The organism is Myxococcus sp. AS-1-15, assembly GCF_020037055.1.
Taxonomy (GTDB): Bacteria; Myxococcota; Myxococcia; order Myxococcales; family Myxococcaceae; genus Myxococcus; species Myxococcus fulvus.
Map to the genome: position 1 here is coordinate 50,726 of NZ_JAIQDF010000011.1, position 23,569 is coordinate 74,294.

A 23,569-nucleotide genomic window follows, 5' to 3' on the forward strand; every position below is an offset into this window, starting at 1 on the left:
CGAAGGCCGTGGGTGGCGCTACTCGTACAGCAAGACCTGGCTCACCCAGGGCGCGCCCTTGACCTCGCGCAGCCAGCGCAGCCGCTCCGCGCGCAAGGCCACTGCCGGCGTGGCGCCGCCGTGGATGCGCTCTCGCACGCCCTGGAAGAAGCGCCCCGCGGAGTCCGGGATGTCCACCGTCGCCGCGAACACCGCGCGCGCTCCGGCGCCCACGAAGGCCTGGGGCAGCGACGACGTCTGATGCAGCAAGGGTGGCAGTCGCGCCGCGCTGCACGCGCCCAGCAGCACCACCGGCGAGCCCTCCAGCTTCACCTGCCGCAGCGCCTCCGAGGTGAGCGCGTAGCGCCCGTCGTACTCGGGGGCCAGCGCGATGACCGGTGCCTCGGACAGGCTGCGGTCCACCACGCCGTGAGCGTGGAACTCGATGTCGGTGGCGCGCGCCATGGCCTCCAGCACGCGCGAGGGCGTGGCCTGCGCGCCCGACAGCTCCATCGACTGACCGACGGGCGCGGGCGTCGACTCCCACGAGGACAGGCGCGCGAGTCCCAGCCCCGCGGGGGTCTCCACGTTGGCCACCACCACGTGCAGCGGAGCCGCGGGCTTCCTGTCGGGCGCGATGGCGGTCCGCGTCGCCACGCGGTAGCTCCACGCCATCTCGGGCGGCAGCAACCCGGCGCGGCTGTCGAGCGGCGGCGCGGCGAGCACGTCCACCTGGGGACAGGGCCTCAGCAGGGCCAGGAGCGACTCCGGCACGAGCCCCGACAGGTCCTCGCCCAGCGGCTCCTTGCGCGAGGCATCCAGGTGTCCCAGCACCTGACCCCGGGGCCCCAGCGCCACCGCCACCGTGCGCTCGGCCTCCATCGCGGCGATGAGCGCGCACTGCTGGGGCCGTGTCACGCCGAGCTGCCTGGCCACTACGTCCGGCACCTCCTTGAAGGCCCCGGCCTCGCCCGCGGTGACGGCCATCGTCTGGTAGGCCACCGCCGCCGCGTCGCGCGCGTCCGCATCGGTGGAGAGGTACGGCTCCGCGTCGCGGATGACGGCGGCGAGCTTCTGGTTGCCGACGCTCCGGTTCAGGAGCAGCTCGAAGCGCGCCTCCACGAGCCGGGCCAGCATCCTTCGCCCGGGTGTCTCGCGGGCCGCGAGGGCCCGGGCCAGCTCCGCGCGAATCTGCTGTTCGTCCTGGGGCTTGCGGTCCAGCCGCATCAGGTCCGTGAGCGTCCACGCGCCGACGAGCCCGACGGTGGGTCCACACTCCTGCGCGCGCACCAGGGCTCGGCGCGCCTCCTGGGGCCGCAGCCGCATCAGCTCCAGGGCCGCCACGTTGCGGTGGACGTAGTTCTTCACGTCACAGGTGTCGGGCGCCCGGGCCAGGTACTCAGCGAGGTAGGCGCGAGCGGCGGCCACGCGGAACTGGAAGCGCGCGGCCTGCGAGAGCGCGCGCAGCGCGGCGGACTCCAGCTCCCACTCGCCCATGGACTGCGCCTCGCGCCAGCTCGCGCGCGCCGCCTCGTCGGCCTCCAGCAGGCGATTGGCGGACGTGGCCCGGTGGCTCACCTTGCGCAAGAGGTCCGCGCAGCGCGGGCGCAGCCGCTTCTCCCGGCACAGCGTGAGCGCGGCCTTGAGCCGCTGGTCCGCCTGCCACGCCTCACCCGCGAGTCCCTCCTGCATCGCGAGCGCGTCCTGGACGAGCAGCTCCACCCAGGGGTCATTCCACTTCCGGGCCAGCGACTCCCATTCGTCGGGAGGGCTCGGCGCGTCGGGGGAACGCAGCTTCGCGCCGAGCAGCAGATCGGCCTCCCCCGAGGCGCGCAGCCGCGTGAGGAGGTCCGCGGAGGCGGCAGCACGCGTCTCGAGGAGCCTGGCGTACTCGGCGGCCAGCGGCGCGCGACGGGTGAAGTCCCGCGCGGCGGTGGCGCGCGTGTACTCGGCCAGCGCCGTGCCGCCGTGGATGCCGTCGAGCAGCTCGGCCAGGGGCAGCAGCGCCGTCACCCGCGCGGAGGAAGGGGCGGTGCGGACGGCGTCATAGAACAGCCCGCGCGCGATGCCGGGATGCTGGCGAGCCTCCTCCAGCGGCACGGGCGCGCGTGCGTCCGTGCTCAGCCGCGTCATGGCCGCGTGGGTGCGCTTCCAGGACTCCATCCGCTGCGTCACGGAGCGCCGCAGCGCGGCCGCCTGCTCGCGGGCCTCCTTGCTCCAGCCCGCCTCGCCCAGCGCGGCCACCTCGTCGAAGACCGAGGCCGACACCAGGTGCAGCCCCATCTCCCGCAGGACGAGCGCCCGGTTCCACAGGGCCTGGGGATGGCGCCCGGATGCCTCCAGCAGCGTGTCGAGTCGCTCCAGCGCGTCGTCATGCCGCCCGAGCAGGAGCAGCGCCACGGCTTGGTCATTGTCCCGGTTCAGGGACGGCTGTGCGTGCTGCAGGTGCGCGAGCCCCTGCTGCGGGTCGCCATGCACCAGATAGGACGCGGCGATGCCGGCGCGGTCTGCCTGCTCCTCCAGCCGCGCCAGCTCTCGCAGTGGCACGGCGACCGAGGCGCGCTCCTCGCGGGGACGCGAGTAGGGACGGTGCACATCCGCGGCGGGGACGGAGAGGCGCGCTTCCAGCGGCCGGGTGCGTGCGTCGGTCAGCCAGAGCAATTCCTGGCGGCGGTGGGCCAGCGGCCCCGAGCGGGCGATGAGGATGGCCGGGAACACGAGCAGCGGGATGAGGTGCCACGCACGCAGGCGAGGGGCGCGTCGCCCTCGAGTGGACTTCCCTGGTGCATCCAGCTCGGCGGCCATCCGCTGGACCCTCCCCGTCACTTCGCGTCCCGGGGCGCGAAGCCAGCACTGCGTTCGTGTGTCTTAAGCCAAAGACGCGGATGTCGACAAACCGTGGAAAATAGAGGCGCGAATCGCACACCGCCTCGCGGATGACGCTGCGGGTCAACCCTGACGTGCCGCGCGCGGTAGGCTGCGGTCCCATGTTCATCGTCGTCCTGGGTGGTGGTGTGTCAGGTCTGACCTGCGGCATCCGCTTGCTGGAGGCGGGGCACACCGTCGAGGTGTGGGCGCGGGAGGTGTCACCGCACACGACGTCGGATGTCGCGGCGGCCGTCTGGTATCCCTACCGCGCCTGGCCGCAGGAGCGCGTCAACGCCTGGGCCAGGAGGACATACACCGTGCTGGCCTCGCTCGCGCACGAGCACCCCGAGGCGGGCATCCTGCAAGTCTCCGGCGTCGAGCTGTTCCGTCGCCACGTGGAGGACCCGTGGTGGCGCGACAGCGTGCCCGACTTCCGCCGCGCGAGGCCGGAGGAGCTGCCGCCAGGATTGTTGGAGGGTTATCACTTCACCGCGCCCGTCATCGAGATGCCGCGCTACCTGCCGTTCCTGATGTCACGGCTGCGCGCGCTGGGCGGAAGGATTGTCCAGCGCGAGGTGCGCTCGCTCGACGAGGCCTGGGCGCGCGCGTCGCTGGTGGTCAACTGCACGGGGCTGGGAGCGCGCGAGGTGGTGGGGGACTCGACGCTCTATCCGGTGCGGGGCGAGGTGCTGCGCGTGTCGCCGCCGCCCACGGACCGCTTCCTCTTCGACGACGAGCACGAGGGCGGCATCGCCTACGTGATTCCTCGCTCGGCCGACTGCATCCTCGGCGGCACGGTGGAGGAGGGGAACGGCTCACTCACTCCGGACCCGGCCGCGGCGCGCGGCATCCTGGCTCGCAACGCGCCGCTGTTGCCGCCGGGCGCGGTGTTCGACGTGGTGGAGCACAAGGTGGGGCTGCGCCCCGGACGACCCACCGTGAGGCTGGAGGCGGAGGTCATCGCGGGGCGCTGGGTGGTGCATGACTACGGACACGGAGGCGCGGGCGTCACGCTTTCGTGGGGTTGCGCGGAGGAGGTGGTGGCGTTGGTCGCCGCTCACCAGACGCAGCTGACGTAGCCCGTCTTGCCGTTGGTGACCTTGAGGTCCGTCCAGCCGGTGGCGTCGTTCTTGGTGAGCGTCACGCCGTCCTCGTAGCCGCCGGTGAAGTCACCGAAGACGCCGCGCAGCAGGCCCACGGTGGAGGCGCCGTTGCACATCTGCACGGTGGCGTTGCCCTCCCACGAGCCATCCGCCACGCCGCCGCCGGGGAAGTCCACGCAGTGCGCGGTGCCGCCCATGTTGGCCGGCTCGCTCGCGTCGTCGGACGACCAGCCCTTGAGCACCCACGCGTCGTAGGACGCGCCGCCGTTGGGCGGGAAGATGGTCTGCTTGCTGACGAGCAGACCCGGCTTGGAGTCACCCTGGTAGTGGAACGTCATGCCGGCGCGCGACCAGATGCTGGTGATGAAGCAGCGGCGATTCGTGTTCACCGGCACGTAGGGGAAGGCACAGCTGAAGGACGTGCACTCCGACCAGCTCATGGACACGCGGTTGGCGGTGTTGGCGATACAGGTCGCCTCGCCCACCACGCCCGTGCCGATGCCGTCGCGCGTCTTGAGCTTCCAGCGGCCGCCCTCCTCGTACACGCCGACGCTGGAGATGGGGTTGTAGGGGTGGGCGGACTGGCCCTTGAGGTTTCCGCGCACGCCCGTGAGGAAGCACGTCTGGGTGTTGGAGGGACCCAGGTCCAGGTCCGGGCCGCTGTTGCCCGGCGTGCCCCAGCCCCAGCGTCCGGTGACGACGAGGCCCTGCTTCGCCTCGCCCAGTTCCTCCATCGCCGGGGTGTTCTCCGGCGTCTGCGCCACCTCCATGCCCTCGCCGCAGGCCACGGCGAGCAGGGTGAGCGGCAGGGTCCACAGCAGGTTCGTTCCACGCGTCATGATTCAGTGCCTTTCCAGTCGAGTGCTTCGCCGGGGGTTCAATCCCGGTGTCGCTGGCTGGAACGGACCTTCGCGCGGATATTCCCGCGGCATTTTCCGCCGTCAGGCGTTGGCGCGCAGCACGCCGCCGAAGCCCCGCTCGCGGCCGAGCGCCGGGGACACCGCGCCGTCACTCACCGCCTCGCGGCCGGAGATGAGCACGCTCTTCACGGCGGCGTCGTTGCGGCGCACCAGGCGCACGAAGCCGCCGAAGTTCTCCATGGGCGCCTCCGCGATGGCGTCGAGCTTCGCGTCCAGGCCCTCGGGATTGACGATGACTAGGTCCGCGCGCTTGCCCTCGGCGAGCACACCCGCGTCCATGCCCAGCCACTCGCCAATCTCACCCGTGAGCCGGTGCACCGCGCGCTCCACCGTCATGAACGGCTCGCCGCGCTTGTCGGCCTCGCGCACCAGTCGGAGCAGGCGCAGCGGGAAGTTGTAGTGCGCCATGTTGCGCAGGTGCGCGCCCGCGTCCGAGAAGCCGATGAGGATGTCCGGGTGCTTGCAGATGTACTCCAGCTCCTGCAACCGGTCGTTCGCCATCACCGTGTACCAGCGCAGCGCGTCCCCGTGCGTGGCGATGAGGTCCAGGAACACGTCCACCGCGTCGCGGTCCTGCTCCTTCGCCACCTGCGCGAAGGACTTGCCCACCACGCTTTTGTCCGGGCACTTGAGGATCTGCGATTGATTGAAGTCGCGGTGGAAGGCGCGCGGCAGGAAGCGGTTGGTCCACTGGCTTCGGAATTGCGCGCGGTAGACGGGGTCCTTGAGCAGGCCCGCGCGGGAAGTGGCGTCCTGCAGGTGCAGCGCCGCGGCGCCCGCGCCGAACTCCTCGAAGACGACCAGGTCGATGCCGTCCGCCCACAGGTCGAAGATCTCGGGCAGGGCCTGCCAGCGGAAGTTGGCGCCCAGCAGCGTGTTGGCCGCGCGCGAGAGCACGCCGATGAGGCGGTGGATGCCTCGGCTGGCGCGCGGGTCCATCATCGAGATGACCGTGGTCTTCAGCGTCTTGCGCCACAGGCCCATGCTCTCCAGCAGGAACAGCACCACGTTCACCTTGGTGCTGATGTTGGGCACGCCCTGGAAGACGCGGCCGCGCTCGCGCAAGAGCTTCGTGAGCCGACGGTACTCGCTCCAACGCGCGTAGGTGGAGGGCAGGGGGCGGCTGCGGATGTCTCGCGAGCCGCCCATCTTGTCCCACTTGAGCGTCATGATGGACAGGCCCAGGTAGCCCAGGTCCAAGCCGTCGCGCACGAGCGACTCCATGCGGCGCAGCTCGTCCTCGCTGGGGCGCACCGTGGAGTCCAGGCTGCGGTGCAGTCCCATGGCGTGGGCGCGCAGCGCGGAGTGTCCCAGGAAGGACGCGACATGGGGACCCAGCGGGAGCTGGTCCAGGTGCTCCATGTAGCCGCCCAGCGTGTCCCAGGACTTGCGCTCCTCGAGCAGCGAGCGGACGGTGTCGTAGGGGATGGCCTCGACGCGGCAGAACATGTCCGCCAGGTCCTCGGGCTTGCCCACCGCGAGGCTCAGCGAGCAGCTGCCCACGACGACGGTGGTGACGCCGTGGCGCACGGACTCGGAGAGCGACGGGGCCAGCTCGACTTCGGCGTCGTAGTGGGTGTGGAAGTCGATGAAGCCCGGCGTCACCCAGTGCCCCGCGGCGTCGATGACCCGGGTGCCCGGGCCGCGCTCGATGGGGCCCTCGGAGAGGCGCGCCACCTTGCCTGCCTGGATGCCCACGTGGAGCTTGCGGGGTGGGTTGCCCAGACCATCGAACACGAGTCCGTTCTCGACGATGAGGTCCATGGCGGGAGCCTAGGGCCGCTGTTCTGTCGAGTTCCAGGAAGAAGCCGTGTCGGGGATGGATGTGCTTGCGCGCGGGCGCACTGCGTCATGGTGATGGATTGCCCCTGGGACGAGGGGGAGGGGGCTCGGCTGAGTGCCCGCTGTCAGGGGTGGGGGTGCCTAGCTTGGTCGGCGGAAGAAACGAACGCGACGAGCACGGGAGGCGAGATGGCACGGACACGATGGAAGTGGCTCACGCTGCTGGGCTTGGGGACGTCCCTGGTGGCCTTCGCGGGGTGCGAGGACGGGGAGGTGCGCGAGAACTCGCGGCAGGTGGGGCGTGAGGTGGGCAAGGCCGCGAAGGACGTGCGCGAGGGCACGCGCGAGGCGGCGAAGGACATGAAGACGGCCGCCGAGGAGGCCTCGCAGGGCTTCAAGGAAGGCATGGGCGGCGCCGGCGAGGCGGGTGAGGTGGAAGAGACTCCGGACGCGCGGGAACGTTCGCTGGAAGACCACGAGCTGCCCGCCGAAACGCCTGCTCGCTGACGTTGCGGGAGGCTCGGTGGCGTCATGGCTTCGCGGGGTGACAGGATGTGCCCCGCGGCCACGAGCTGGCGCGCGGGTGTCCCATGAGCGAAGTCGAGTTGGGCAAGGTGTTGCGCCGGGGTGAGGAGTCCTCCGGTGTGCGGCGCATCCAGGAATGGCTGACGTTGAGCGGGTTCGCGGTCGCCATCGACGGGGACTTCGGTCCGGCGACGGAGGCCGCGCTCAAGCGCTTCCAGGCGAAGGTGGGGCTGCCCGTCTCGGGCGTCGCGGATGCGGCGACGTTCGAGCGGCTGACGGGGCCGCTGCGCGCGGCGCTGGCCACGATTCCGCCGGCGGGGCGCACGTTGGGGGCGCTGACGGTGGCGTACGCGGCGCAGCACCTGCGGCAACTGCCGCGCGAGGTGGGCGGACGCAACCGGGGGCCGTGGGTGCGGCTGTACCTGGATGGGAACGAGGGTGCGTCCTTCTGCTGGTCCGCGGGGTTCGCGACCTTCTGTCTGAACCAGGCCGCGAGGACGCTGGGGACGCCGATGCCGCTGGAGCGCACGTTCTCCAGTGACCTGCTGGCGGCGCAGGGCAGGGCGCGCGAGCGCTTCGTGTCGAGCCTGAGCGCTCCGCCGGACCGCGCGCGAATCCGCCCGGGGAGTCTGTTCCTGCGAAGGCGCACGCCGGGAGACTGGTCCCACTCGGGCATCGTCACCGAGGTGGATGAGGAGACCTTCCAGACCATCGAGGCGAACACCAACGACGAAGGCGCGCACGAGGGCTACGAGGTCTGCGCGCGTACCCGGGGCTTCAAGAACGTGGACTTCGTCGTGGTGTGACGGATGTCAGACTTCGCGAGCGCGGGCGAACCGCCAGGCGAAGTGCGTGAGCACCCCGGCGATGAGCGCCTTGAGCAGCCCGCCGGGGAGGAAGGGCACGAAGCCCTTCTGGAAGGCCGTCGCGAGGTCGAGCGACTTCGCCACGCTCAGCCAGCACATCCCGATGACCAGGACGAGCAGCTGTCCCGCGAGGAACAGGGGCACCGCCGTCCACAGTCGCCGGTCGTAACCACGCCGGGCCGCGAGTCCCACGAGGAAGGCCGTGGGGATGAAGCCCACCAGATAGCCGCCCGTTGGCCCGAGCAGGGCGCCCCATCCGCTCGCGGCCTTGGCGAAGAAGGGCAGTCCCACCGCCCCCAGCAGGAGATAGGCGAGCTGTCCCAGCATCCCGCGTCGAGGCCCGAGCGCGGCGGCGGTGACGACGACGGCGAGCGTCTGCCCCGTGACGGGCACCGGTGAACCCGGCACCGAGATGGCGACCTGCGCGAACAACGCCGTGCAGAGCGCCGCGCCGAGGATGACCGCGACCTCGTGGGTTCGTGTCCGGACGAACATGTCCGTCAGGACGTGACGAGTCGGGACGTTGGCGCTCACCGTGGACCTGTCCACGAACTGCGCGCGGTGCGATGACCTGGAGGAGCGCGAAGACACGAACGGATGCTCGGCGAGGAGGCATCTCCACGCAAGGTGCCGATTCAGGCCCACGAAGGGCTCCGAGCGCTGTTCGCGAGCTTCGTGCTCCTCCGTTTCGACTGGAACGCTCAGGAGTTCATCCGTCCCTGCTACGCACAGCAGTCCGCGGGGCAGGTGACGCGTTCATTCCCGTCGCAGCTCCCGTCGCCGCACTGGTAGTAGAACGCCCCATCCGGAGGGACCTCGCGCGTCGGCGATGAGGACATGCGACACGAGCCACAATCTTGGGGACACATGTTGCTGTTCTCGCCCGCGTCGCAGATGCCATCTCCGCAAGAGGTCGGTGACAGCCAGCAATCGAACGAGCAGTTGCCGGGGTGCTCTCCCGACTCGCAGACGCCGTTGCCACAGATAGGACCAGACCAGCAGTCGCTCGGACATGTCGACGTATTCTCGTAGGGTGCGCAGTAGCCGTCTCCGCACAGTCCTGCGCAGTCCGCGGGACAGGTGGTGGGTTCGTTCCCATCACAGCTCCCGTCGCCGCACTGGTAGTAGAAGTCCGCCTTCGTAGAGCCAGGTCCGTCGGCCGTCGACGCGTCTGACTCCGGTGCCACTCCACCGCACGCCAGCAGGACCAGGGCGGCCACGACAGTGGCCGTCACTCCACTCCAATGCTTGCTCATAAAGCCTCCTGGGAAAGGAGCCGGACAGTATAGTCTTTGGAGTTCGTGGGAGGCGTACGGTCGCTCGGGCGCGGGCCTGGCGTATGGGTATCGACCCGACGAATGTCGCTTGGGCGACGCTCCCGAGGCGATGACCCCTTTGGCTCCAGGGGGCCTGCCTGACAGGCTCCGGATGGATTCAACCACGCGGAGGACATGCCCCATGGGGATGCAAGTCCGGCCCCTGCCGGAGGTGGACCCGTCGACGCCCGCTCCGAAGGGCTCGACGCCCGAGGTCGAGCAGACGCCCTCCGCCTCGATGTCGGCCGGCAGCCCCCTGCTCGCGGTGCTCGGGAGCTGGCGCGCGCGGCTGGCGCTGATGAGCGTCTGGGGCGTATTGCTCTTCGTGGCCTTCCAGCCCGGGCTGCTCTCCAGCGACTCGCTCGACATGCTGGCGCAGGGGCGTGCGGGTCGCTACTCGGATTGGCACTCTCCCTTCTTCTCGTTCGTGTTGGGGAAGTCCTTCGCGCTGACGGGGTCGACCTGGCCGGTGCTGGCCCTCCAGCTCCTGGTGCTGTCGCTGGGCCCTGTCCTCCTGCTCGGGCGTGTCTCCGGAAGACGCGGGCTGGGGGCGCTCGCGCTGCTCGTCGTGTACTGCCTGCTGCCGAGCACCTGGGCCGTCGGGGTGACGCTCTGGAAGGACGTGTTCAACGCGGTAATGCTGCTGGGGACGGTGGTGCTGCTCACCCGAGGGCGTCCGGGTTGGGCCTTCGCCTGCCTGGTCTTCGCGACCCTGACGCGGCACAACGCCATCGTCGCCAGTGTGTTGCTGGTGCCCATGGTGGTGGCGCGCGTCCCCGCGCTGATGAAGGAGCGGGCTCGCCCGTTCATCGCCGGTGGCATCCTGCTCGGAATCCTGGCGTGCGCCCCGGGCTTCGTCGAGCGAGCCATGGGCGCGCAGAAGTCGTGGATCGCCGGCGCGCTGCTGGTGTTCGACGTGGTGGGCGTCTACGTGCGCGAGCCCTCGGCGATGGATGGCTCGCCGCTCGTGGAGCGGTGGCAATGGACTCCGGAGCAGCTGGGCGGACTGTATGACCCCCGGTCCATCACTCCGCTTCTATGGGGAGAACCGGCGCGTGGCTCCATCTCCACGACGCAGGTGCTCGAAGCAAGGGATGCCCTGACACGCGAGTGGCTCCGGGTCGTGCGCACGCATCCAGGCGCGTATCTGCGGCATCGCTTGTCGACGTACTCCGCGAGCCTCGGCCTGGGAGACTCCTCCGACAGCTACTATCGGGACATCGGGAGCTTCCACCGCGTCATCGATCCCAACGACCTGGGCTTGACGCTGCGAACCCACACCGCGGTCCATCGGGCCCTGTCGGCGATGCGCGAGGAGTTCCCGTGGGGCGCGGCCAGTGGCGCACCGTGGCTGGCGTTGACGCTGGCGCTGGCGGTCGTGGGCTGGCGTCGTCGCGCGTTGGATGGTGGGTTGATGTTCTGCGTGGCCGCCTCGGGCGCCTGCTATGCGTTGGCGTATCTCCCCGTCAGCGTGAGCGCCGAGTACCGCTTCTATTACTGGACAGCCATCTCCGCGTTCGTCGCGAGCGCGCTGTGGCTGGCCCGGTCTTCCTCGGACAGCGTAAAGGCACCTGCGCTAGGGTCTCGCTCATGACATCGTCCTCTCTTCTCCAGAAGGCTGCACTCACCGCGGTCGTCGCCTGCGGTGTGGCCTGTGGCGAGTTCGACCCCGAATCGGCCCGGACCATCTCCCAGGGTGTCTACGGGCTCACCGAGTATGTCGACGACGTGTGCTCCTCTTCCTGCGACCCCGAGCCGCGGTCGATGGAGTTGAGCATTCGCACGCAGCCGGACCGTGAGCTGGTGACCTCGGTGAAGTCGGACGGCGACGGGTTCTACGAGGCCGAGCTGGCCTCGGGGGACTACGTCATCTGCACGAGCTTCGAGCGCTGCACGGACTTCAGCGTCGAGTCCGGGCAAGCCGTTCGTCTCGACTACGAGATGTCCGTGGGACCAGGCTGGAAGAAATAGACCTGGGAACGCGCCCGTGCGGATGTCCGCGACGGGTCCACACGTGGCGGGTAAGGTGGCCGCATGGCTCTCACCTCCCACCTGCGCGTCGTGCTGCACCAGACCCAGGGCCCGGACAACCTCGGCGCCGTGGCGCGCCTGGCCGCGAACTTCGGTGTGGCGGAGCTGGTACTCTCCGACCCCCAGCTCCAGGAGATGGACGGCGCGCGCCGCATGGCCGTGCACGCCGGCCACATCCTCGAGTCCGCGCGCATCTACCCCACGCTCCCCGAGGCCCTCGAGGACGTGGTCTTCGCCATGGGCACCACCTCGCGCCAGAACCTGCGCGGCATGTCGACCCTCTCCCCCGAGGACGCCGTGGCGCTGCTGTCGCTGCACGCGCAGCGGGGCAAGGTGGCCCTGGTGCTCGGCGGCGAGAAGCGCGGCATGTCCGACGAGGACCTGAGCCACTGCCAGCAGGCCCTGGTCATCCCCACCCGGCCCGAGCAGCCCTCCATGAACCTGGCCCAGGCGGCCGCCGTCCTGCTCTACCTCTGCGCGCGGGAGCAGGTGGAGCAGACCACGCCCGGCGCCGTGGAAGGTGCCCCGCTGCGGCTGGTGCAGGCCCTCCAGGCCTGGATGCGACAGGTCCTCCTGAAGGTGGGCTTCCTCAACATGCAGGCCCCGGACGCGCTGCTCGCGGAGATGATGCACTCGCTCACCCGCGCGGCGCTGTCCCGGCGCGAGGTGGAGATGTGGCTCACCGCCTTCAAGCACCTCTCCCGCAGCGTCGGGCTCCCGAAGCTCGATTCAGATTCCAAGAAGGAGAGTTGAGCCCACGTCTGTGAATGCGGTGGGCCGGGCCTCGTCGGAAGCGGCCCGGGGGTACTGGAAAACCCCCTGAAGGGCGCCTAGAAGCACGCCCCTCATTCACGACGAGGCACACCCACCGTATGAATCGAAAGAACGCGCTCGGCACCCTGCTCGCGCTGGGACTGCTGACCACCCTGACCGCTCACGCCGAGGTGGTGTTCGCCCAGGCCAACCTCCTGCTCAACAAGAACCAGCTCTCCGCGGTGAACTACCGGGGCAAGGGGCTGTCGCTTCCGGTGGGCACGAAGGTGCAGGTCCTCGAGCGGGATGACGACGAGGTCCGCTGCCGCGTGGTCGACTCCGGCGCCGAGTTCCGGTTCGTCTCGCACAAGAGCCTGGGCAAGACGGCGCTGGCGCTGTTCCCCGGCTTCTTCTCCGCCAAGGACCCCGCGGCGCGCATCGCGGCGCTCACGCCCGAGGAGCAGAAGCAGGTCAAGGCGGGCACGCTCGCCAAGGGCATGTCGCGGGACGCGGTGCTGCTGACGGTGGGCCCGCCGCCGCCGCACCGGACGCTGTCGCTCGAGAGCACGAAGTGGACCTACTGGAGCTCGAAGTTCTCCACCTTCGAGGTCATCTTCGACGCGGACGGCAAGGTCGTCTCGTACGGCGGTGAGCCCGAGCCCGCGCCGGCCGCCGAGCCGGCTCCCGCGCCGGCGCCGAAGTTCTTCCACGCGACGGCGAACTTCCACTTCCAGGACGACACGGTGTCGTGGGTGAACTACCTCAAGGGCCCCATCCTCCCGTTCAACACGAAGGTGGAGGTGCTGGACAAGGGCAACTCGAAGGTGAAGTTCAAGGTCGTGGAGACGGGCAAGGAGTTCGTGTTCGAGAACGACTCGCGCTCCGGCGCGGACACGTGGGCGCTGTTCCAGGCCTCGTTCGCCGCCGAGGACCAGGCCGGCAAGCTCGCCGAGCTGTCGCCGGAGGACCGCAAGAAGGTCTCCGCGTCGGAGGTGGTGATTGGGATGTCGCGCGCCGCCGTGCGCATGGCCTGGGGCCCGCCGCCTCCGCACGAGACGGCGTCCTTCAACTCCACCACCTGGACCTACTGGAAGTCGTCGCTCGCCAAGGTGCGCGTGACGTTCGACCAGGACGACAAGGTCAAGTCCATCGACTAGCGGTCCGCAGTCACGACGGCTGTCCTGGTGGAGTCTCGTCCCGGGACAGCCGCGCATCACCCGCCGAGCCGCAGCGCGGGCGGCAACGGCGCCTGGAACTGGAGTCGCTCGCCCGAGCCCGGATGCGTGAAGGCGAGGGACTCGGCGTGCAGCAGGTATCCTCCGTCTCCGGGCAGGCCCGGGTGCTCCGCGTGCGGAAGTCCCCCCGCGACGAAGAGCGGGTCTCCCACGAGCGGGTGGCCGATGAAGGCCAGGTGGATACGGATCTGCTCCGAGCGCCCCGTGTGGATGTCGACCTCGAAGAGCGTGTCCTCCTCGCGTCGCTCCAGCACCCTCGCCGTGCTGTGTGAGGGCTTCCCCGTCGCACAGGCGCCGTGCACCTCTCCCAGTCTGGGGTGCGGCACCAGCCCGATGGGCGCGCGGATGTCGTAGGTCTCCTCGACGGCGAGGCCTTGCGCGAGCGCGCGATAGCGCTTGTTCACGCGGCCCTCGCGCCAGTCGCTCGACAGGCGCACCGCGGCGTCGCGCGTCCGGGTGAAGAGCACCAGGCCCGACGTCGTGCGTCCCAGCCGGTGCATGGGGACCGCCTCGGGCCAGCGCTCCTGGACGCGGGAGAGCAGGGTGTTCTTGAGGAACCCGCCTGAGGGCAGCGTCGGCAGTCCGCTCGGCTTCACCACGATGACCAGCTCCGCGTCCTCGTGCACCACGTCGAACGACTGTGGCGCGTCCGGCTCCTCCCAGGGCGGGCGGTGCCAGCACAGCCACTGCCCCGCCTTCAGCGGCTCCGAGCCATCCGCGACGCGGTCATCGAGGCGCACCTCGCCGCGCTCGAAGCGCCGGCGCCACTCCTCCTCCGTCGAGTGCCGGTACTTGTTCGTGAGGTGGGCGAGCGCGCTGCGGCCGGGCTGACGCCCGAGCTTCTCGCGGTACACATAGCCATCGTTGAGCAGCACCCGGGCACCCTATACCGCGCGAGCCCGAGGCGGGAGCCGCTCGTCCCAGGGAGCCGGGTGGGCGAGGGGCCGGACGTGGCCCGAAAATCCGCGGGAAATCCCCGCTGTAACCATGTGGGCGCTTCTGGCGAAGAAGGGGTGTCTGTCCCTCATTGCGCTCGGAAGGAAGTGACCCGTGAACATGCTGAGCAAGGTGGAGAATCGCTCGTCGGTGCGGCAGCAGCAGGGCCCGAAGACGGATGACGCGCAGCGCGCGGACGAAGCACGCAAGCGGGCCGAGGCGGAGGTTCGCGCGGCGAACGCGGCGAAGGAGGCGGAGAAGCAGGCCCGTCGCCAGGCGGAGGCCGCCCAGAAGGCCGAAGCGGAGGCCTCCCGCGCGCGTGAGGAGGCGGAGAAGAAGGCGAAGGCGCCGGGACAGACGCCCGAGCAGCAGGAGCTGTCGAGGCAGGCCCTGAAGGAAGCCCAGGCCGCGGAGAAGGCCGCCGAGGCGACGCTGACCGACGCGAAGAAGCAGCTCCAGGCCGCCTCCGCCAAGACGACCGAGGCCACGCGCCGCGCCGAGGAGGCCAAGAAGAAGGCGAACGACGCGGCCGAGCGCGCCGGGCAGACGCCGCCGTACGGCAAGCAGCAGGCGATGACCCACGAGATGTCCACCTTCGAGGACGCTCCGCCGAACCAGGAGATGGAGAAGATGATGGGCCGCACGCAGCCCGCGAGCGGCATGCAGTCCATGCCCGCCTCGGACCTTCCCATGATGAAGCCCTCGGAGGGCATGCGCTCGATGAGCGTCTGAGTCCGGCTCCCGCATTCCCACGCCCTCGACGCGCACGCTATGGTCGCCGCGCGGCGAACGGGGGACATGAGCCATGGCGCAGATCGAGCAGCACCTCGCGAAGGGTGACTTCCAGGCGGCACTCCAGTTGATCGACGCGGAGCTGTCCTCCGCGCCATCCGCGGACCGGTGGCTGATGGCGTTCAACGTGCGAGTGCGCCTGGAGGACTTCGACGGAGCCCTGCGCGCCCTCGACGCCCTGGTGAAGCTGGACCCCGATGTCTCCGATGGCGTGACCTTCCTGGGCCACTGCGCCAACCTGGAGCGCCTGCACTCCCTGCGCAGGAAGGACCCCACCCTGGCCAACGAGCGAGGCGCGCTGCAGGCGCCGCAGCCGTTCTCCCGCGCCTACCTCCAGGCCGCCGTCTCCCACGCGAAGGGCGACTTCTCCGACGCGGCCCGCGTCCTGAAGGACATCGCGGGCGCCGCACCCAAGGTCCCTGGAACGCTGACACGCACCAACGGCGCCCGCGTCCGCTTCACCGATATGATCGACTCAGATGACCTGACGGGACCGCACCTGCCATGCTTCCAGGCCGGCACCGTGCTGGACATCCCCTACAACGAGCTCGCCTCCATCCAGTTCGAGCGGCCGCGCAGCTCCATGGATGCCGTGTGGGTCCCCGCCGTCTTCCAGACGCTCACGGGGCAGCAGTTCGAGACCCGCGTGCCCTCGCGGTATCCGGGCTCCGGTCTGCACGGCAACGCCGCCGTGCGCCTGGGAGAGATGACCCTCTGGGAGCACGAGCCCCACGGTTATGCCGTGGCGTTCGGCCAGCGGGACTTCAACCTCGCGCACGAGGACGGCGGCCTCGGCCTGGTGGGGCTCCTCCAGGTGGCTCGCATCGACTTCGACGCGGGGCGCCGGCCCACGGCCGAAGAGCCTCGGCCGAAGGAGAAGAAGTCCTTCTGGTCGAAGCTCTTCGGGTGAGCCGGCGCGCTGGCTACTCCATTGTCATGGCGCTCGGGTGCGCGAAGCCCTTCTTCAGCGGAGCGGTGGGGCCTCCGTTGAGGATGCACTCGCCGGAGCGCTCCGAGACGATGTTGTCGCAGCCCGCCTTGTCATTGCCCCAGTCCGACGTGATGTTGAGCCACGCCAGCGAGCCGGTGAAAGTCCCCATCGGCTGCCAGTGGAAGATGACCGGCCGGTCCCACGCGTTCCAGCTCACGCCATGGCCCGTCATGTCATCCAGCGTGCCGTTGTTGGGGAGGTACTCGTACGTGTGCTTGCCCGGGGTTGCGTAGAGCGCGTGGGAGCCCTGCGCCGCGTAGGCCGTGGGACGGAAGCCCGACAGCGCCATGTCCTTGTGCCCGAACTCGAAGAGCCCGCCGTGCGAGTGCTGGCTCATGTAGACATACGCGGGCCGCCCGTCGATGAACCGCACGGTGAGGTGCTCCCAGTCCCCCACGTGGTTGCCGAAGGTGGACTTGCCCACGCCCAGACAGCCGCCTCCGGTGTCGTAGCCGATGCAGACCTCCTTGCCCGCGTTGTACGGGTAGAACGTCCAGTAGATGAGGTCGGTGACGTTCGTGGGCATCCCCAGCGACGTGCGGCGGACCTTCTGGATGTAGACGGGCACGTGCGTCTGGTCCGGCCGCTGACCGTCGAGGAACGCGGGGTCCGTACACGACGGGCACCCGAGCGACTGGTTCGTCTTCAGGTGGGTCCCGGTGTCGTGCACGTTCGCGAGGAAGAACTCCACCGAGGAGGGCATGTAGTACTCCCCCGGGTGGAGGTAGATGCGCGGCGCGTACTGGAACGCGGCCAGCTCGTCGACCAGCCCGCCTTGCAGCTCCGGATTGGCGAGCATGCTCTTGTTGAGCGCCCAGAAGCGCGAGGCGTCCGCGCCGCCGTAGCCTCCCTGGCCCACCATGACGGGGACCGTCAGCGCGCGATGGTCCACGCCGCCCGTCTGGAAGACGGAGCCGTCATTGTGTCCCCCCGAGCCCTGGTCGTTCCAGATCCAGCTCGAGGTGCCCGGAAGGACATACTCCGAGCGGACGCAGCGGATGAGGTCGGTGGAAGGCTTGTCGTAACCCAGCTGGGCCACTGAACCCAGACACGTGTAGCCCGGGGGCGCCACGGGGTGCCAGAAGCCGACGTCGTGGCTGCCGCCCGTGCCACGGTCATTCCAGACGAACGTGTAGTCGACCGGACGCGCCAGCACGTCCCCCTCGCCCTTGACCACGAAGGTCATCCTCGGCGCCGGGTTGTGGTCCGGCATGGCGACATCGCCCAGGGAGTAGTAGCCGGGCAGCTGGCTGAGGTTGGGACGCCAGACGGAGACGTCGTTGTCCGCGTGGGTCCCGAAGTCGTCGTAGATCCAATCGAACCCACTGGTCGCCTGGACCCAGAGCCGGAGCGGGGCTCGCAGGCGCGCCTTGTCGGAGCGGAGCGTGAACTCCCCCGCGCGTCCCACCAGCGTCGTCGCGGCGACCAGCTTGTACGTGCCGGGGTTGAGGTAATACGAGATGCGCGCGACAGGGCCCCCGTCCCGGTTGTTGACCTCCGCGAGCACCCGGTTGCTGGTGTCCAGCAGGTAGAGATAGGGGCCGACGTTGGCCTCCAGCTCGAACGTCACGACGTCCGGCGCTCCGGTGTAGTCGACGATGAACTGGCGGTTGTCGAGGCTGCTCGGGAACTGGCCGCCGGACGGCGTCCAGCGTCCGTGCAGGGTGTTGTGGTCATTCCGCTCGGTGGTGGACTCGACGATGATGCTGGACGTCTGCGCCTGGAACGGCTGTCCGGCGAGGTCCGTGTCCTGGGTGAGCACGAGCCGTTCGCCCTGGAAGCCGCCGTGCCAGAACAGGGTGACGCGGTAGCCCTCGGGCACGCGGATGGAGCGCAGCGTGTCGTTGCCGAGGGTCAACTGGCTCAGGTCGTAGCGGCCCGCGAGCAGCGTCTGCTGCGCTCCCTGGAAGCCATTGCCCGTGTAGAGGATGACCGGCGCCTCCACCTTGAGGCTCGACGCCTTCAAGTCGATCGCCTGGCCCGTCAGGTCCGTGTCCGACGTGAGGGTGGCCGGTGTGCCCTTGAAGGCCCGGTCCGGATAGAGCGTGAGCAGCCAGCCTCGCGGCACGCGCACCGAGTGGATGGCGTCCTCGCCCACCGACAGCTCGGCGGCGTCGTAGAACCCGGGCTGGAGCGTCTGGGGCAGGGCGGTGGACGTGCTCGCGGGGTAGACGCCGACCGTGGGCGTCCACGCCGTCGCGGCGCCAGCGTAGAACAGGGGGAGGCTTCCGCCGTCGAACCCGTTGGAGTCCGCGGGGCCGATCCAGCCGCAGTAGCCACCGCCCCGCAGCGCGACGACCTGGTCTCCCCAGGAGTAGACGCTCGCGCCGTGCTGGGCGTAGCCCTTCACCGCGAAGGCCTCGGTGGCCACCTTGAACGCGGTGCCCCGGAGGTCGATGTTGGCCCGGCCCGAGTCCGCCCAATCGCAGGACATCGCGTTGGCGAACGGCATGGAGGTGACGGGCTGGCCACCATGGAAGACCTGTCCGGTGGAGGTCGCGAAGGTCGTGTCCGTCGTGTCCACGTGCAGGGTGTGCGGATTGATGCGCAGCCTCGAGTAGACGGTGCGAACCGTGGTGCCAGGGGTCGCGCCTCCCGCGGTGTACTGGGCGAAGTTGGCGAGCTGTCCCTTCTCACGCGGCGTGAGGTACTCACGCGGCGTCCCCGCCATGTCATGGCACCAGGCCATCCACGGCCGCGCGGGGTCTCCCATGAAGTGCAGGGCGTACTCGCCATCTCCCGCGGTGGGACGGGCCGCGCGAATCTCCTGACAGGACTTTTCCCTCACGGGCCCCAGCGGCTGCTCCACCACCTGCAGCGCGTCCAGCTCCCCGGGCCCTGGCTCCTCCGGGGTCACCTCGTCGGGTGACACCGGCTGACAACCGATACAGAGCACGACGAGGGCGCTCCACCGCTTCCATCCAAGACGCCGAGGCATTCTTGCAAGACCGTCCTTTCATCCAAGGAGTGATGTCTCCTTCGACGAAAGGACGGCGGGGTGGAGCGCGTGTTATTTCCGGCGACTATTGCATCGACAGGTTGCCCGGCTGGGTGAACGGTCGGGCCATGGGGGCCTTGGGGCCCGGGTTGAGGATGCAGTCGCTCACGTAGATCAGGTTCGGGTTGCCGCAGCCGGCCTTGTCATTGCCCCAGTCCACGGTGAGGTTGAACCGCTCCAGCCCGGGCGTGGTGTACGTCCCCGCCGGCTGCCAGGGGAAGATGACGGCGTTGCTCCATCCGTCCCAGGCGAGGCCTGGCCCCGTGTCATCGTGGTAGTACTCGCTGAAGTTGGCCTGGGCGTAGGTGTATCGGCCAGGGGCCGGATACAGGCCATGGGAGCCCTGGGCCGCGTAGACCTCGGGGTGGAGGTCCACCAGCGCCAGGTCCTTGCTGGCGAAGTGGGTGGGCGGACGTCCCGCGCGCTGGCTCATGGCCAGCTGGGTCGGTCGGCCGTCGACGAACCGCAGGGTGAGGTGCTCCCAATCCCCCACGTGGTTGTCGAAGGTCGTGTATTGCATGCAGGTGCGAAGGAGGTGATGCCACTGTGTGCAGATGGGCTTGCCACGGTTGTAGGGATAGAACAGCCAATAGACGACGTCCGTGGTGTTGGTAGGCAGGCCCGCCTGGGTGCGCGGGATGATCTGCGCGTAGACGGGGACGCTGTGCTGGTCCGGGCGCTTGCCCTGGAGGAACGGCAGGTTCGTGCACTCGGGGCAGGCGAGCGCGTCACGGGTCCTCAGCCGCGTGCCGTCGTCCACCATGTTCGGCACGAAGTCATTCATCCCGGCGGGAAAGTACGTCTCGTTCGGGTGGAGCCGGATGCGCGGGGCGTAGCGGAGCACCGTGAGGTCGTCGACGAAGCCGCCCTGCAGCTCCGGGTTGGCGAGCGCGCTGTTGTTGAGGGCCCAGAACCGCGAGCCATCCGGACCGTCGTAGTTCCCCTGGCCGACGAAGGTGGACGTCGCCAGCGTGCGGTGGTCCCTGGGGTCCGCCTGCCACAGCGCGATGTCTCCACTCGCCTTGCCGGAGCCCTTGTCGTTCCAGACCCAGCTGGCGCCCGCGGGCAGCACGTACTCATCCTTGACGCAGCGGATGCGGTCCGTGGGAGGCGCGTTGTAGCCCAGCTCCACGACGGAACCCAGACAGGTGTAGCCAGGGGGAGGCACGGGTTGCCAGAAGGCGGCATCGTGGTTGCCTCCCGTGCCGCCGTCCTCCCAGATCCGGTTGTAATAGAGCGGCTTGGCGAGCAGGTCTCCCTCGCCGGAGACCGCGAACGTCATCCGCGGTGCCTGTCCATGGCCGGGCATGGCGATGTCGCCCAGCGAGTAGTAGCCGGGGTGCTGGCCGAGGTCGGGACGCCAGACGGAGACATCGTCATGGGAGCCCGTGCCGCTGTCGTCGTAGGCCCACGTGAAGGTGTTCACCGTCCTCACCCAGAGCTTCTGGGGATAGCTCAGGCGCGCCTTGTCGGAGCGGACCGTGAAGTCCGCCGTCCGCCCCGCCTGGGCGGTGGCGGCCACCAGCTTGTACGTGCCCGGGCTCAGGAAGTACGCGAGGCGCGCGCGGCCGTCTCCCAGCGTCTCCCCGCCCTCCAGGAGCACCTGCCCGTTGGCATCCAGGAGGTAGAGGTAGGGGTCGACGCCGGCCTCCAGCTCGAAGCTCACGACATCGGGGCGGCCCGTGTAGTCGACGGTGAAGGCGCGGTTGCGAGTGCTGCCCTTGTCCTGTCCTCCCGAGGAGAGCCAGCGGCCGTGGACGATGTTGTTGTGCCGGGCGGTGGTGGACTCGACGATGATGCTGGAGGTCTGCGCGTCGAACTCGTGGCCCGAGAGGTCGGTGTTCTCGGTGAGGATGAGCCGCCCGCCCTGGAAGCCGCCATGCCAGTAGAGCGTGACCTGGAATCCCTCCGGCACCTCGATTGAGCGCAGGGCGTCGTTGCCGATGGTGAGCTGCGACAGATCGTAGCGGCCGGCGCGAAGCGTCTGACGGGCGCCTTGATAGCCGTGGCCGGCGTGGAGCGTGACCTCGGCCTTCACCTCGATGCCGCGGGCCTGGCGGTACCATGGGTTGCCGACGATTTCGGCGTCGCCGCCGAGGAAGTGCCTGGTGCCGGTGAAGCCCGGGCCGGCATGGAGCACGACGCTCCAGCCTCGTGGGACATGGACGGCGCCGAGGCCCTGGGGGCCCAGGTTCAGGTCCTGGGTGAGGTAGTAGCCGGGCTGCAGCGGCTTCGCGGTGGCCTCCGAGCCGTCCACGGGATAGACGCGGGCGACGGGCGTCCAGGGGCTGTCGGCCAGGGTGTAGAACAGGGGCAGCTTCCCGCCGGTGAGCCCGTCGGCGTTGAGCGGGGCGTTCGAGCCGCAGTAACCGCCGCCCTTCAGCGAGACGACCTGGTCGGCGAAGCTGTAGACCTGGGAGCCGACCTGTCCCCAGCCGGTGACGACGAACGCCTCCGGGGCGACCCGGAACGGCGTGCCTCGCAGGTCGATGTTGGCCCGGCCGGAGTCAGCCCAATCGCAGGACATCGCCGTGGCGAAGGGCATGGAGGTGACGGGCAGGCCGGCGTGAGCAAGCTCACCGGTGCTGGTCGCGAAGGTCGTGTCGGAGGTGTCCACCTCCAGGGTGTAGGGATTGATGCGGAGCCTGGAGTACCGGCTGCGCACGGTGGTGCCCGGTGAGGCGACGCCCGCGGTGTATTGGGAGAAGTTGGAGAAGAGGGTGCGCTCCTGGAGGGGCAGGTACTCCTTGGGTACTCCTGTCATCCCGTGGCAGTAGACGCGCCACGGCCAGGCCGGGTCCCCCAGCACATACAGCGTGTACTCCCCATCCGGAGCCGAGGGCCGGGCCTGCTGGATGTCCAGACATGACTCCTCCCTGGGGGAGGCGAGCTCCCGCTGGAGGGAGGCGAGGCTGAGCTCCGCCCCTTCTTCCAGGACTTCACCCTGACAGCCCATCGCGAGTGTTGTGAGGCACCCCAGCAGCTTCCTGCCAATCCGACCCATTGCTTTGACCTCTCCCAGCGTGAATTCCGCGAGCAGGAGACGGGATGGGGGCCTGGGTTGTTATTTTCGTTGGGGACTTCCTGAATTTTCGGGCCGCGGTGTCCTTGATGATGAGTGACGGTGAGGGCGGACTCGAACCCCGAGGTTCGAATCCGCCGTCCCGAAACCCTCACGTCGCCTTCGTGGGTGCCGGCTTCCCATTCTGGCCCTTCGCCGGGCGCGGCGTGTAGTGCGCCACGACGGGCTGGTGGTCCGAGGACTCCGTGCTCCGGTCCACCTCGAAGAGGACAGGCTCCAGCTCCGGGCTCGCGTAGAAGTTGTCGAAGCGCTTGCCCGTGGCCGGCACCACGCCGGACTCGTCCGGCAGGGACGTGAGCGTCGCGCTGTCCGCGATGTCCTGCAATCGCAGCCAGTGCTCGCTGCCGCGCTGCACCTTGCCCGAGCGCAGCTCCGCGCAGGCCTGCTTCGGCGTCATCATCGCTCCGCCGGGCAGGCGCACCCGCGTCACGGCCGCGTGGGCAATCGTCTCCGGCAGCCCCTGCTCCAACACGTGCAGCTCGTGCCGCAGGCGCGGGTCCGAGATGTTGCCCACGCCCTTGTCGCCCACGCTCGTGTTCGGCTCGCCGTAGCGCACGGCGTACTCCTCCACCGTGTCCGTGTCGTCGTACGTCCTCAGGTGCGCCATCAGCCAGGAGCCGCCCGTCTTGATGGCGGTGTTGGCGTTGAAGTCACCCAGCGCCACCGCGTGGGGGGCCTCCCGGTGACGCACCAGCAGGTTCAGCTGGCGCATGTTGTGCGCGTTGATGCCGGAGTCCCCCAGCGTGTGGTGCACGTTGTAGAGGACGACGGGCAGCCCCGCGACCTCCAGCCGGACCATGAGCGCGCCCCGGTCCTCGGGAATCTCGCACGGGTCCCCGCCTCGTCGCTGGATGGCGGCGGCGCGCTCGGCGTCGGAGATGACGTAGGTGAAGTGGGCCGCGTCCGCGAGCGGATGCCGGGTGAGGAAGGCCTTGCCGTTGACCAGCCGAGTGCCGTGGAGCCCGTCGCTGCCGTGGTACGCCAGGTGGAAGCCGTAGCGCGCCGCCAGCAGCACGGAGATGGGGACGTTGGCCTCCTGCAGGCCGATGACGTCGGGCATGCGGCCCTCGGCCTCCAACTCGTCGAAGTACGCCAGCAGCGCGGCGCGGCGCTGGCCCCCGAGCAGGATGTTGTACGTCATCACCGTGAGCCCCGGGCCCGTGGCGGGGCGGGGCTCGGGGTGACGGACGATGATGGCGCGCCCGTCGCCGAGCTGGCGCTCCGTGGCGGGCAGCTTGAGGGCATCGAGCGTCGGCAGGACGAGCGTCGAGTCCCTCCGCGGATGCGGCTCATCAATCGGGGTGGCCATCCGGCCGAGCAGGGGGCCCACGCCGGGCAGGTGCTCCAGGACCTCGGGCACCTTCATACGGCCTCCCGGGATGCGCGCGGGGC

At 69.6% G+C, this 23,569-nt stretch carries 17 protein-coding genes; 9 read left to right on the forward strand and 8 right to left on the reverse strand.

Going from position 1 to position 23,569, the window contains the following annotated elements; all coding sequences use genetic code 11:
* Nucleotides 1–18: 18 nt before the first annotated feature.
* A complete protein-coding gene (locus tag K8625_RS27065; RefSeq protein WP_223784321.1) occupies nucleotides 19–2,784 on the reverse strand; it encodes a CHAT domain-containing protein in 2,766 nt (921 codons plus the stop codon).
* Between the two features lie 182 nt (nucleotides 2,785–2,966).
* On the opposite strand from K8625_RS27065, the gene K8625_RS27070 reads away from it, so the two are divergent.
* Nucleotides 2,967–3,926, forward strand: a complete 960-nt coding sequence (locus K8625_RS27070; RefSeq protein ID WP_223751054.1) for an FAD-dependent oxidoreductase — start codon at nucleotides 2,967–2,969, stop codon at nucleotides 3,924–3,926.
* On the opposite strand, the gene K8625_RS27075 is transcribed toward K8625_RS27070, so the two are convergent.
* Nucleotides 3,905–4,789 (reverse strand): hypothetical protein, encoded by an 885-nt coding sequence (locus tag K8625_RS27075; RefSeq protein ID WP_223751055.1) that lies wholly within the window; start codon nucleotides 4,787–4,789, stop codon nucleotides 3,905–3,907. The two genes, K8625_RS27070 and K8625_RS27075, sit on opposite strands and share 22 nt — an antisense overlap.
* A 102-nt stretch (nucleotides 4,790–4,891) precedes the next feature.
* Complete coding sequence (locus K8625_RS27080) at nucleotides 4,892–6,634, reverse strand: amidohydrolase family protein (RefSeq protein WP_223784322.1); 1,743 nt, start codon at nucleotides 6,632–6,634, stop codon at nucleotides 4,892–4,894.
* A gap of 207 nt (nucleotides 6,635–6,841) precedes the next feature.
* Between K8625_RS27080 and K8625_RS27085 the strand changes: the two genes are divergently transcribed.
* Together K8625_RS27085 and K8625_RS27090 are read left to right on the forward strand one after the other, a co-directional pair.
* Complete coding sequence (locus tag K8625_RS27085) at nucleotides 6,842–7,159, forward strand: hypothetical protein (RefSeq protein WP_223751062.1); 318 nt, start codon at nucleotides 6,842–6,844, stop codon at nucleotides 7,157–7,159.
* Between the two features lie 83 nt (nucleotides 7,160–7,242).
* Nucleotides 7,243–7,983: a peptidoglycan-binding protein gene (locus tag K8625_RS27090; protein WP_223751063.1), complete on the forward strand. Its 741-nt coding sequence runs from the start codon at nucleotides 7,243–7,245 to the stop codon at nucleotides 7,981–7,983.
* Nucleotides 7,984–7,989: 6 nt separating this feature from the next.
* On the opposite strand, the gene K8625_RS27095 is transcribed toward K8625_RS27090, so the two are convergent.
* A complete protein-coding gene (locus K8625_RS27095; protein ID WP_223784323.1) occupies nucleotides 7,990–8,634 on the reverse strand; it encodes a biotin transporter BioY in 645 nt (214 codons plus the stop codon).
* A gap of 867 nt (nucleotides 8,635–9,501) precedes the next feature.
* On the opposite strand from K8625_RS27095, the gene K8625_RS27100 reads away from it, so the two are divergent.
* The 4 genes from K8625_RS27100 to K8625_RS27115 all read left to right on the forward strand — a co-directional run bounded on the left by K8625_RS27100 (nucleotide 9,502) and on the right by K8625_RS27115 (nucleotide 13,300).
* Nucleotides 9,502–10,953 carry a hypothetical protein gene (locus tag K8625_RS27100; RefSeq protein ID WP_223784324.1) on the forward strand — a complete coding sequence of 484 codons (1,452 nt, stop codon included), beginning with the start codon at nucleotides 9,502–9,504 and terminating at the stop codon, nucleotides 10,951–10,953.
* Entirely contained in the window at nucleotides 10,950–11,330 is a 381-nt protein-coding gene (locus K8625_RS27105; RefSeq protein WP_223784325.1) for a hypothetical protein, read from the forward strand. Before K8625_RS27100 ends, K8625_RS27105 begins: the two co-directional genes overlap by 4 nt.
* 63 nt (nucleotides 11,331–11,393) lie before the next feature.
* A complete protein-coding gene (locus K8625_RS27110; RefSeq protein ID WP_223784326.1) occupies nucleotides 11,394–12,143 on the forward strand; it encodes an RNA methyltransferase in 750 nt (249 codons plus the stop codon).
* A 119-nt stretch (nucleotides 12,144–12,262) separates the two neighbouring features.
* Nucleotides 12,263–13,300, forward strand: coding sequence for a hypothetical protein (locus K8625_RS27115; protein ID WP_223784327.1), 1,038 nt, complete (start codon nucleotides 12,263–12,265; stop codon nucleotides 13,298–13,300).
* Nucleotides 13,301–13,356: 56 nt separating this feature from the next.
* Here the strand turns inward: K8625_RS27115 and K8625_RS27120 are convergent, their stop codons facing one another.
* Nucleotides 13,357–14,253 carry an RluA family pseudouridine synthase gene (locus tag K8625_RS27120; protein ID WP_223784328.1) on the reverse strand — a complete coding sequence of 299 codons (897 nt, stop codon included), beginning with the start codon at nucleotides 14,251–14,253 and terminating at the stop codon, nucleotides 13,357–13,359.
* 175 nt (nucleotides 14,254–14,428) lie between these two features.
* Here K8625_RS27120 and K8625_RS27125 point away from each other — a divergent pair, with 175 nt between their 5' ends.
* Entirely contained in the window at nucleotides 14,429–15,046 is a 618-nt protein-coding gene (locus K8625_RS27125) for a hypothetical protein (protein ID WP_223784329.1), read from the forward strand.
* A 73-nt stretch (nucleotides 15,047–15,119) separates the two neighbouring features.
* Complete coding sequence (locus K8625_RS27130) at nucleotides 15,120–16,016, forward strand: type VI secretion system accessory protein TagJ (RefSeq protein ID WP_223784330.1); 897 nt, start codon at nucleotides 15,120–15,122, stop codon at nucleotides 16,014–16,016.
* 13 nt (nucleotides 16,017–16,029) lie between these two features.
* Here the strand turns inward: K8625_RS27130 and K8625_RS27135 are convergent, their stop codons facing one another.
* The 3 genes from K8625_RS27135 to K8625_RS27145 all read right to left on the reverse strand — a co-directional run bounded on the left by K8625_RS27135 (nucleotide 16,030) and on the right by K8625_RS27145 (nucleotide 23,543).
* Entirely contained in the window at nucleotides 16,030–18,993 is a 2,964-nt protein-coding gene (locus tag K8625_RS27135) for a Vps62-related protein (RefSeq protein WP_223751072.1), read from the reverse strand.
* A 127-nt stretch (nucleotides 18,994–19,120) separates the two neighbouring features.
* Complete coding sequence (locus K8625_RS27140; protein ID WP_223784331.1) at nucleotides 19,121–22,099, reverse strand: Vps62-related protein; 2,979 nt, start codon at nucleotides 22,097–22,099, stop codon at nucleotides 19,121–19,123.
* Nucleotides 22,100–22,268: 169 nt separating this feature from the next.
* Entirely contained in the window at nucleotides 22,269–23,543 is a 1,275-nt protein-coding gene (locus tag K8625_RS27145; RefSeq protein ID WP_223751074.1) for an endonuclease/exonuclease/phosphatase family protein, read from the reverse strand.
* Between the last annotated feature and the right edge of the window lie 26 nt (nucleotides 23,544–23,569).

Bases quoted from the DNA above. Each gene is read 5' to 3' on its own strand.
- K8625_RS27105 (WP_223784325.1), top strand. From the start codon at position 10,950: ATGACATCGTCCTCTCTTCTCCAGAAGGCTGCACTCACCGCGGTCGTC.
- K8625_RS27080 (WP_223784322.1), bottom strand. From the start codon at position 6,634: ATGGACCTCATCGTCGAGAACGGACTCGTGTTCGATGGTCTGGGCAAC.
- K8625_RS27085 (WP_223751062.1), top strand. From the start codon at position 6,842: ATGGCACGGACACGATGGAAGTGGCTCACGCTGCTGGGCTTGGGGACG.
- K8625_RS27145 (WP_223751074.1), bottom strand. From the start codon at position 23,543: ATGAAGGTGCCCGAGGTCCTGGAGCACCTGCCCGGCGTGGGCCCCCTG.
- K8625_RS27075 (WP_223751055.1), bottom strand. From the start codon at position 4,789: ATGACGCGTGGAACGAACCTGCTGTGGACCCTGCCGCTCACCCTGCTC.
- K8625_RS27110 (WP_223784326.1), top strand. From the start codon at position 11,394: ATGGCTCTCACCTCCCACCTGCGCGTCGTGCTGCACCAGACCCAGGGC.
- K8625_RS27065 (WP_223784321.1), bottom strand. From the start codon at position 2,784: ATGGCCGCCGAGCTGGATGCACCAGGGAAGTCCACTCGAGGGCGACGC.
- K8625_RS27130 (WP_223784330.1), top strand. From the start codon at position 15,120: ATGGCGCAGATCGAGCAGCACCTCGCGAAGGGTGACTTCCAGGCGGCA.
- K8625_RS27140 (WP_223784331.1), bottom strand. From the start codon at position 22,099: ATGGGTCGGATTGGCAGGAAGCTGCTGGGGTGCCTCACAACACTCGCG.
- K8625_RS27090 (WP_223751063.1), top strand. From the start codon at position 7,243: ATGAGCGAAGTCGAGTTGGGCAAGGTGTTGCGCCGGGGTGAGGAGTCC.
- K8625_RS27115 (WP_223784327.1), top strand. From the start codon at position 12,263: ATGAATCGAAAGAACGCGCTCGGCACCCTGCTCGCGCTGGGACTGCTG.
- K8625_RS27100 (WP_223784324.1), top strand. From the start codon at position 9,502: ATGGGGATGCAAGTCCGGCCCCTGCCGGAGGTGGACCCGTCGACGCCC.
- K8625_RS27070 (WP_223751054.1), top strand. From the start codon at position 2,967: ATGTTCATCGTCGTCCTGGGTGGTGGTGTGTCAGGTCTGACCTGCGGC.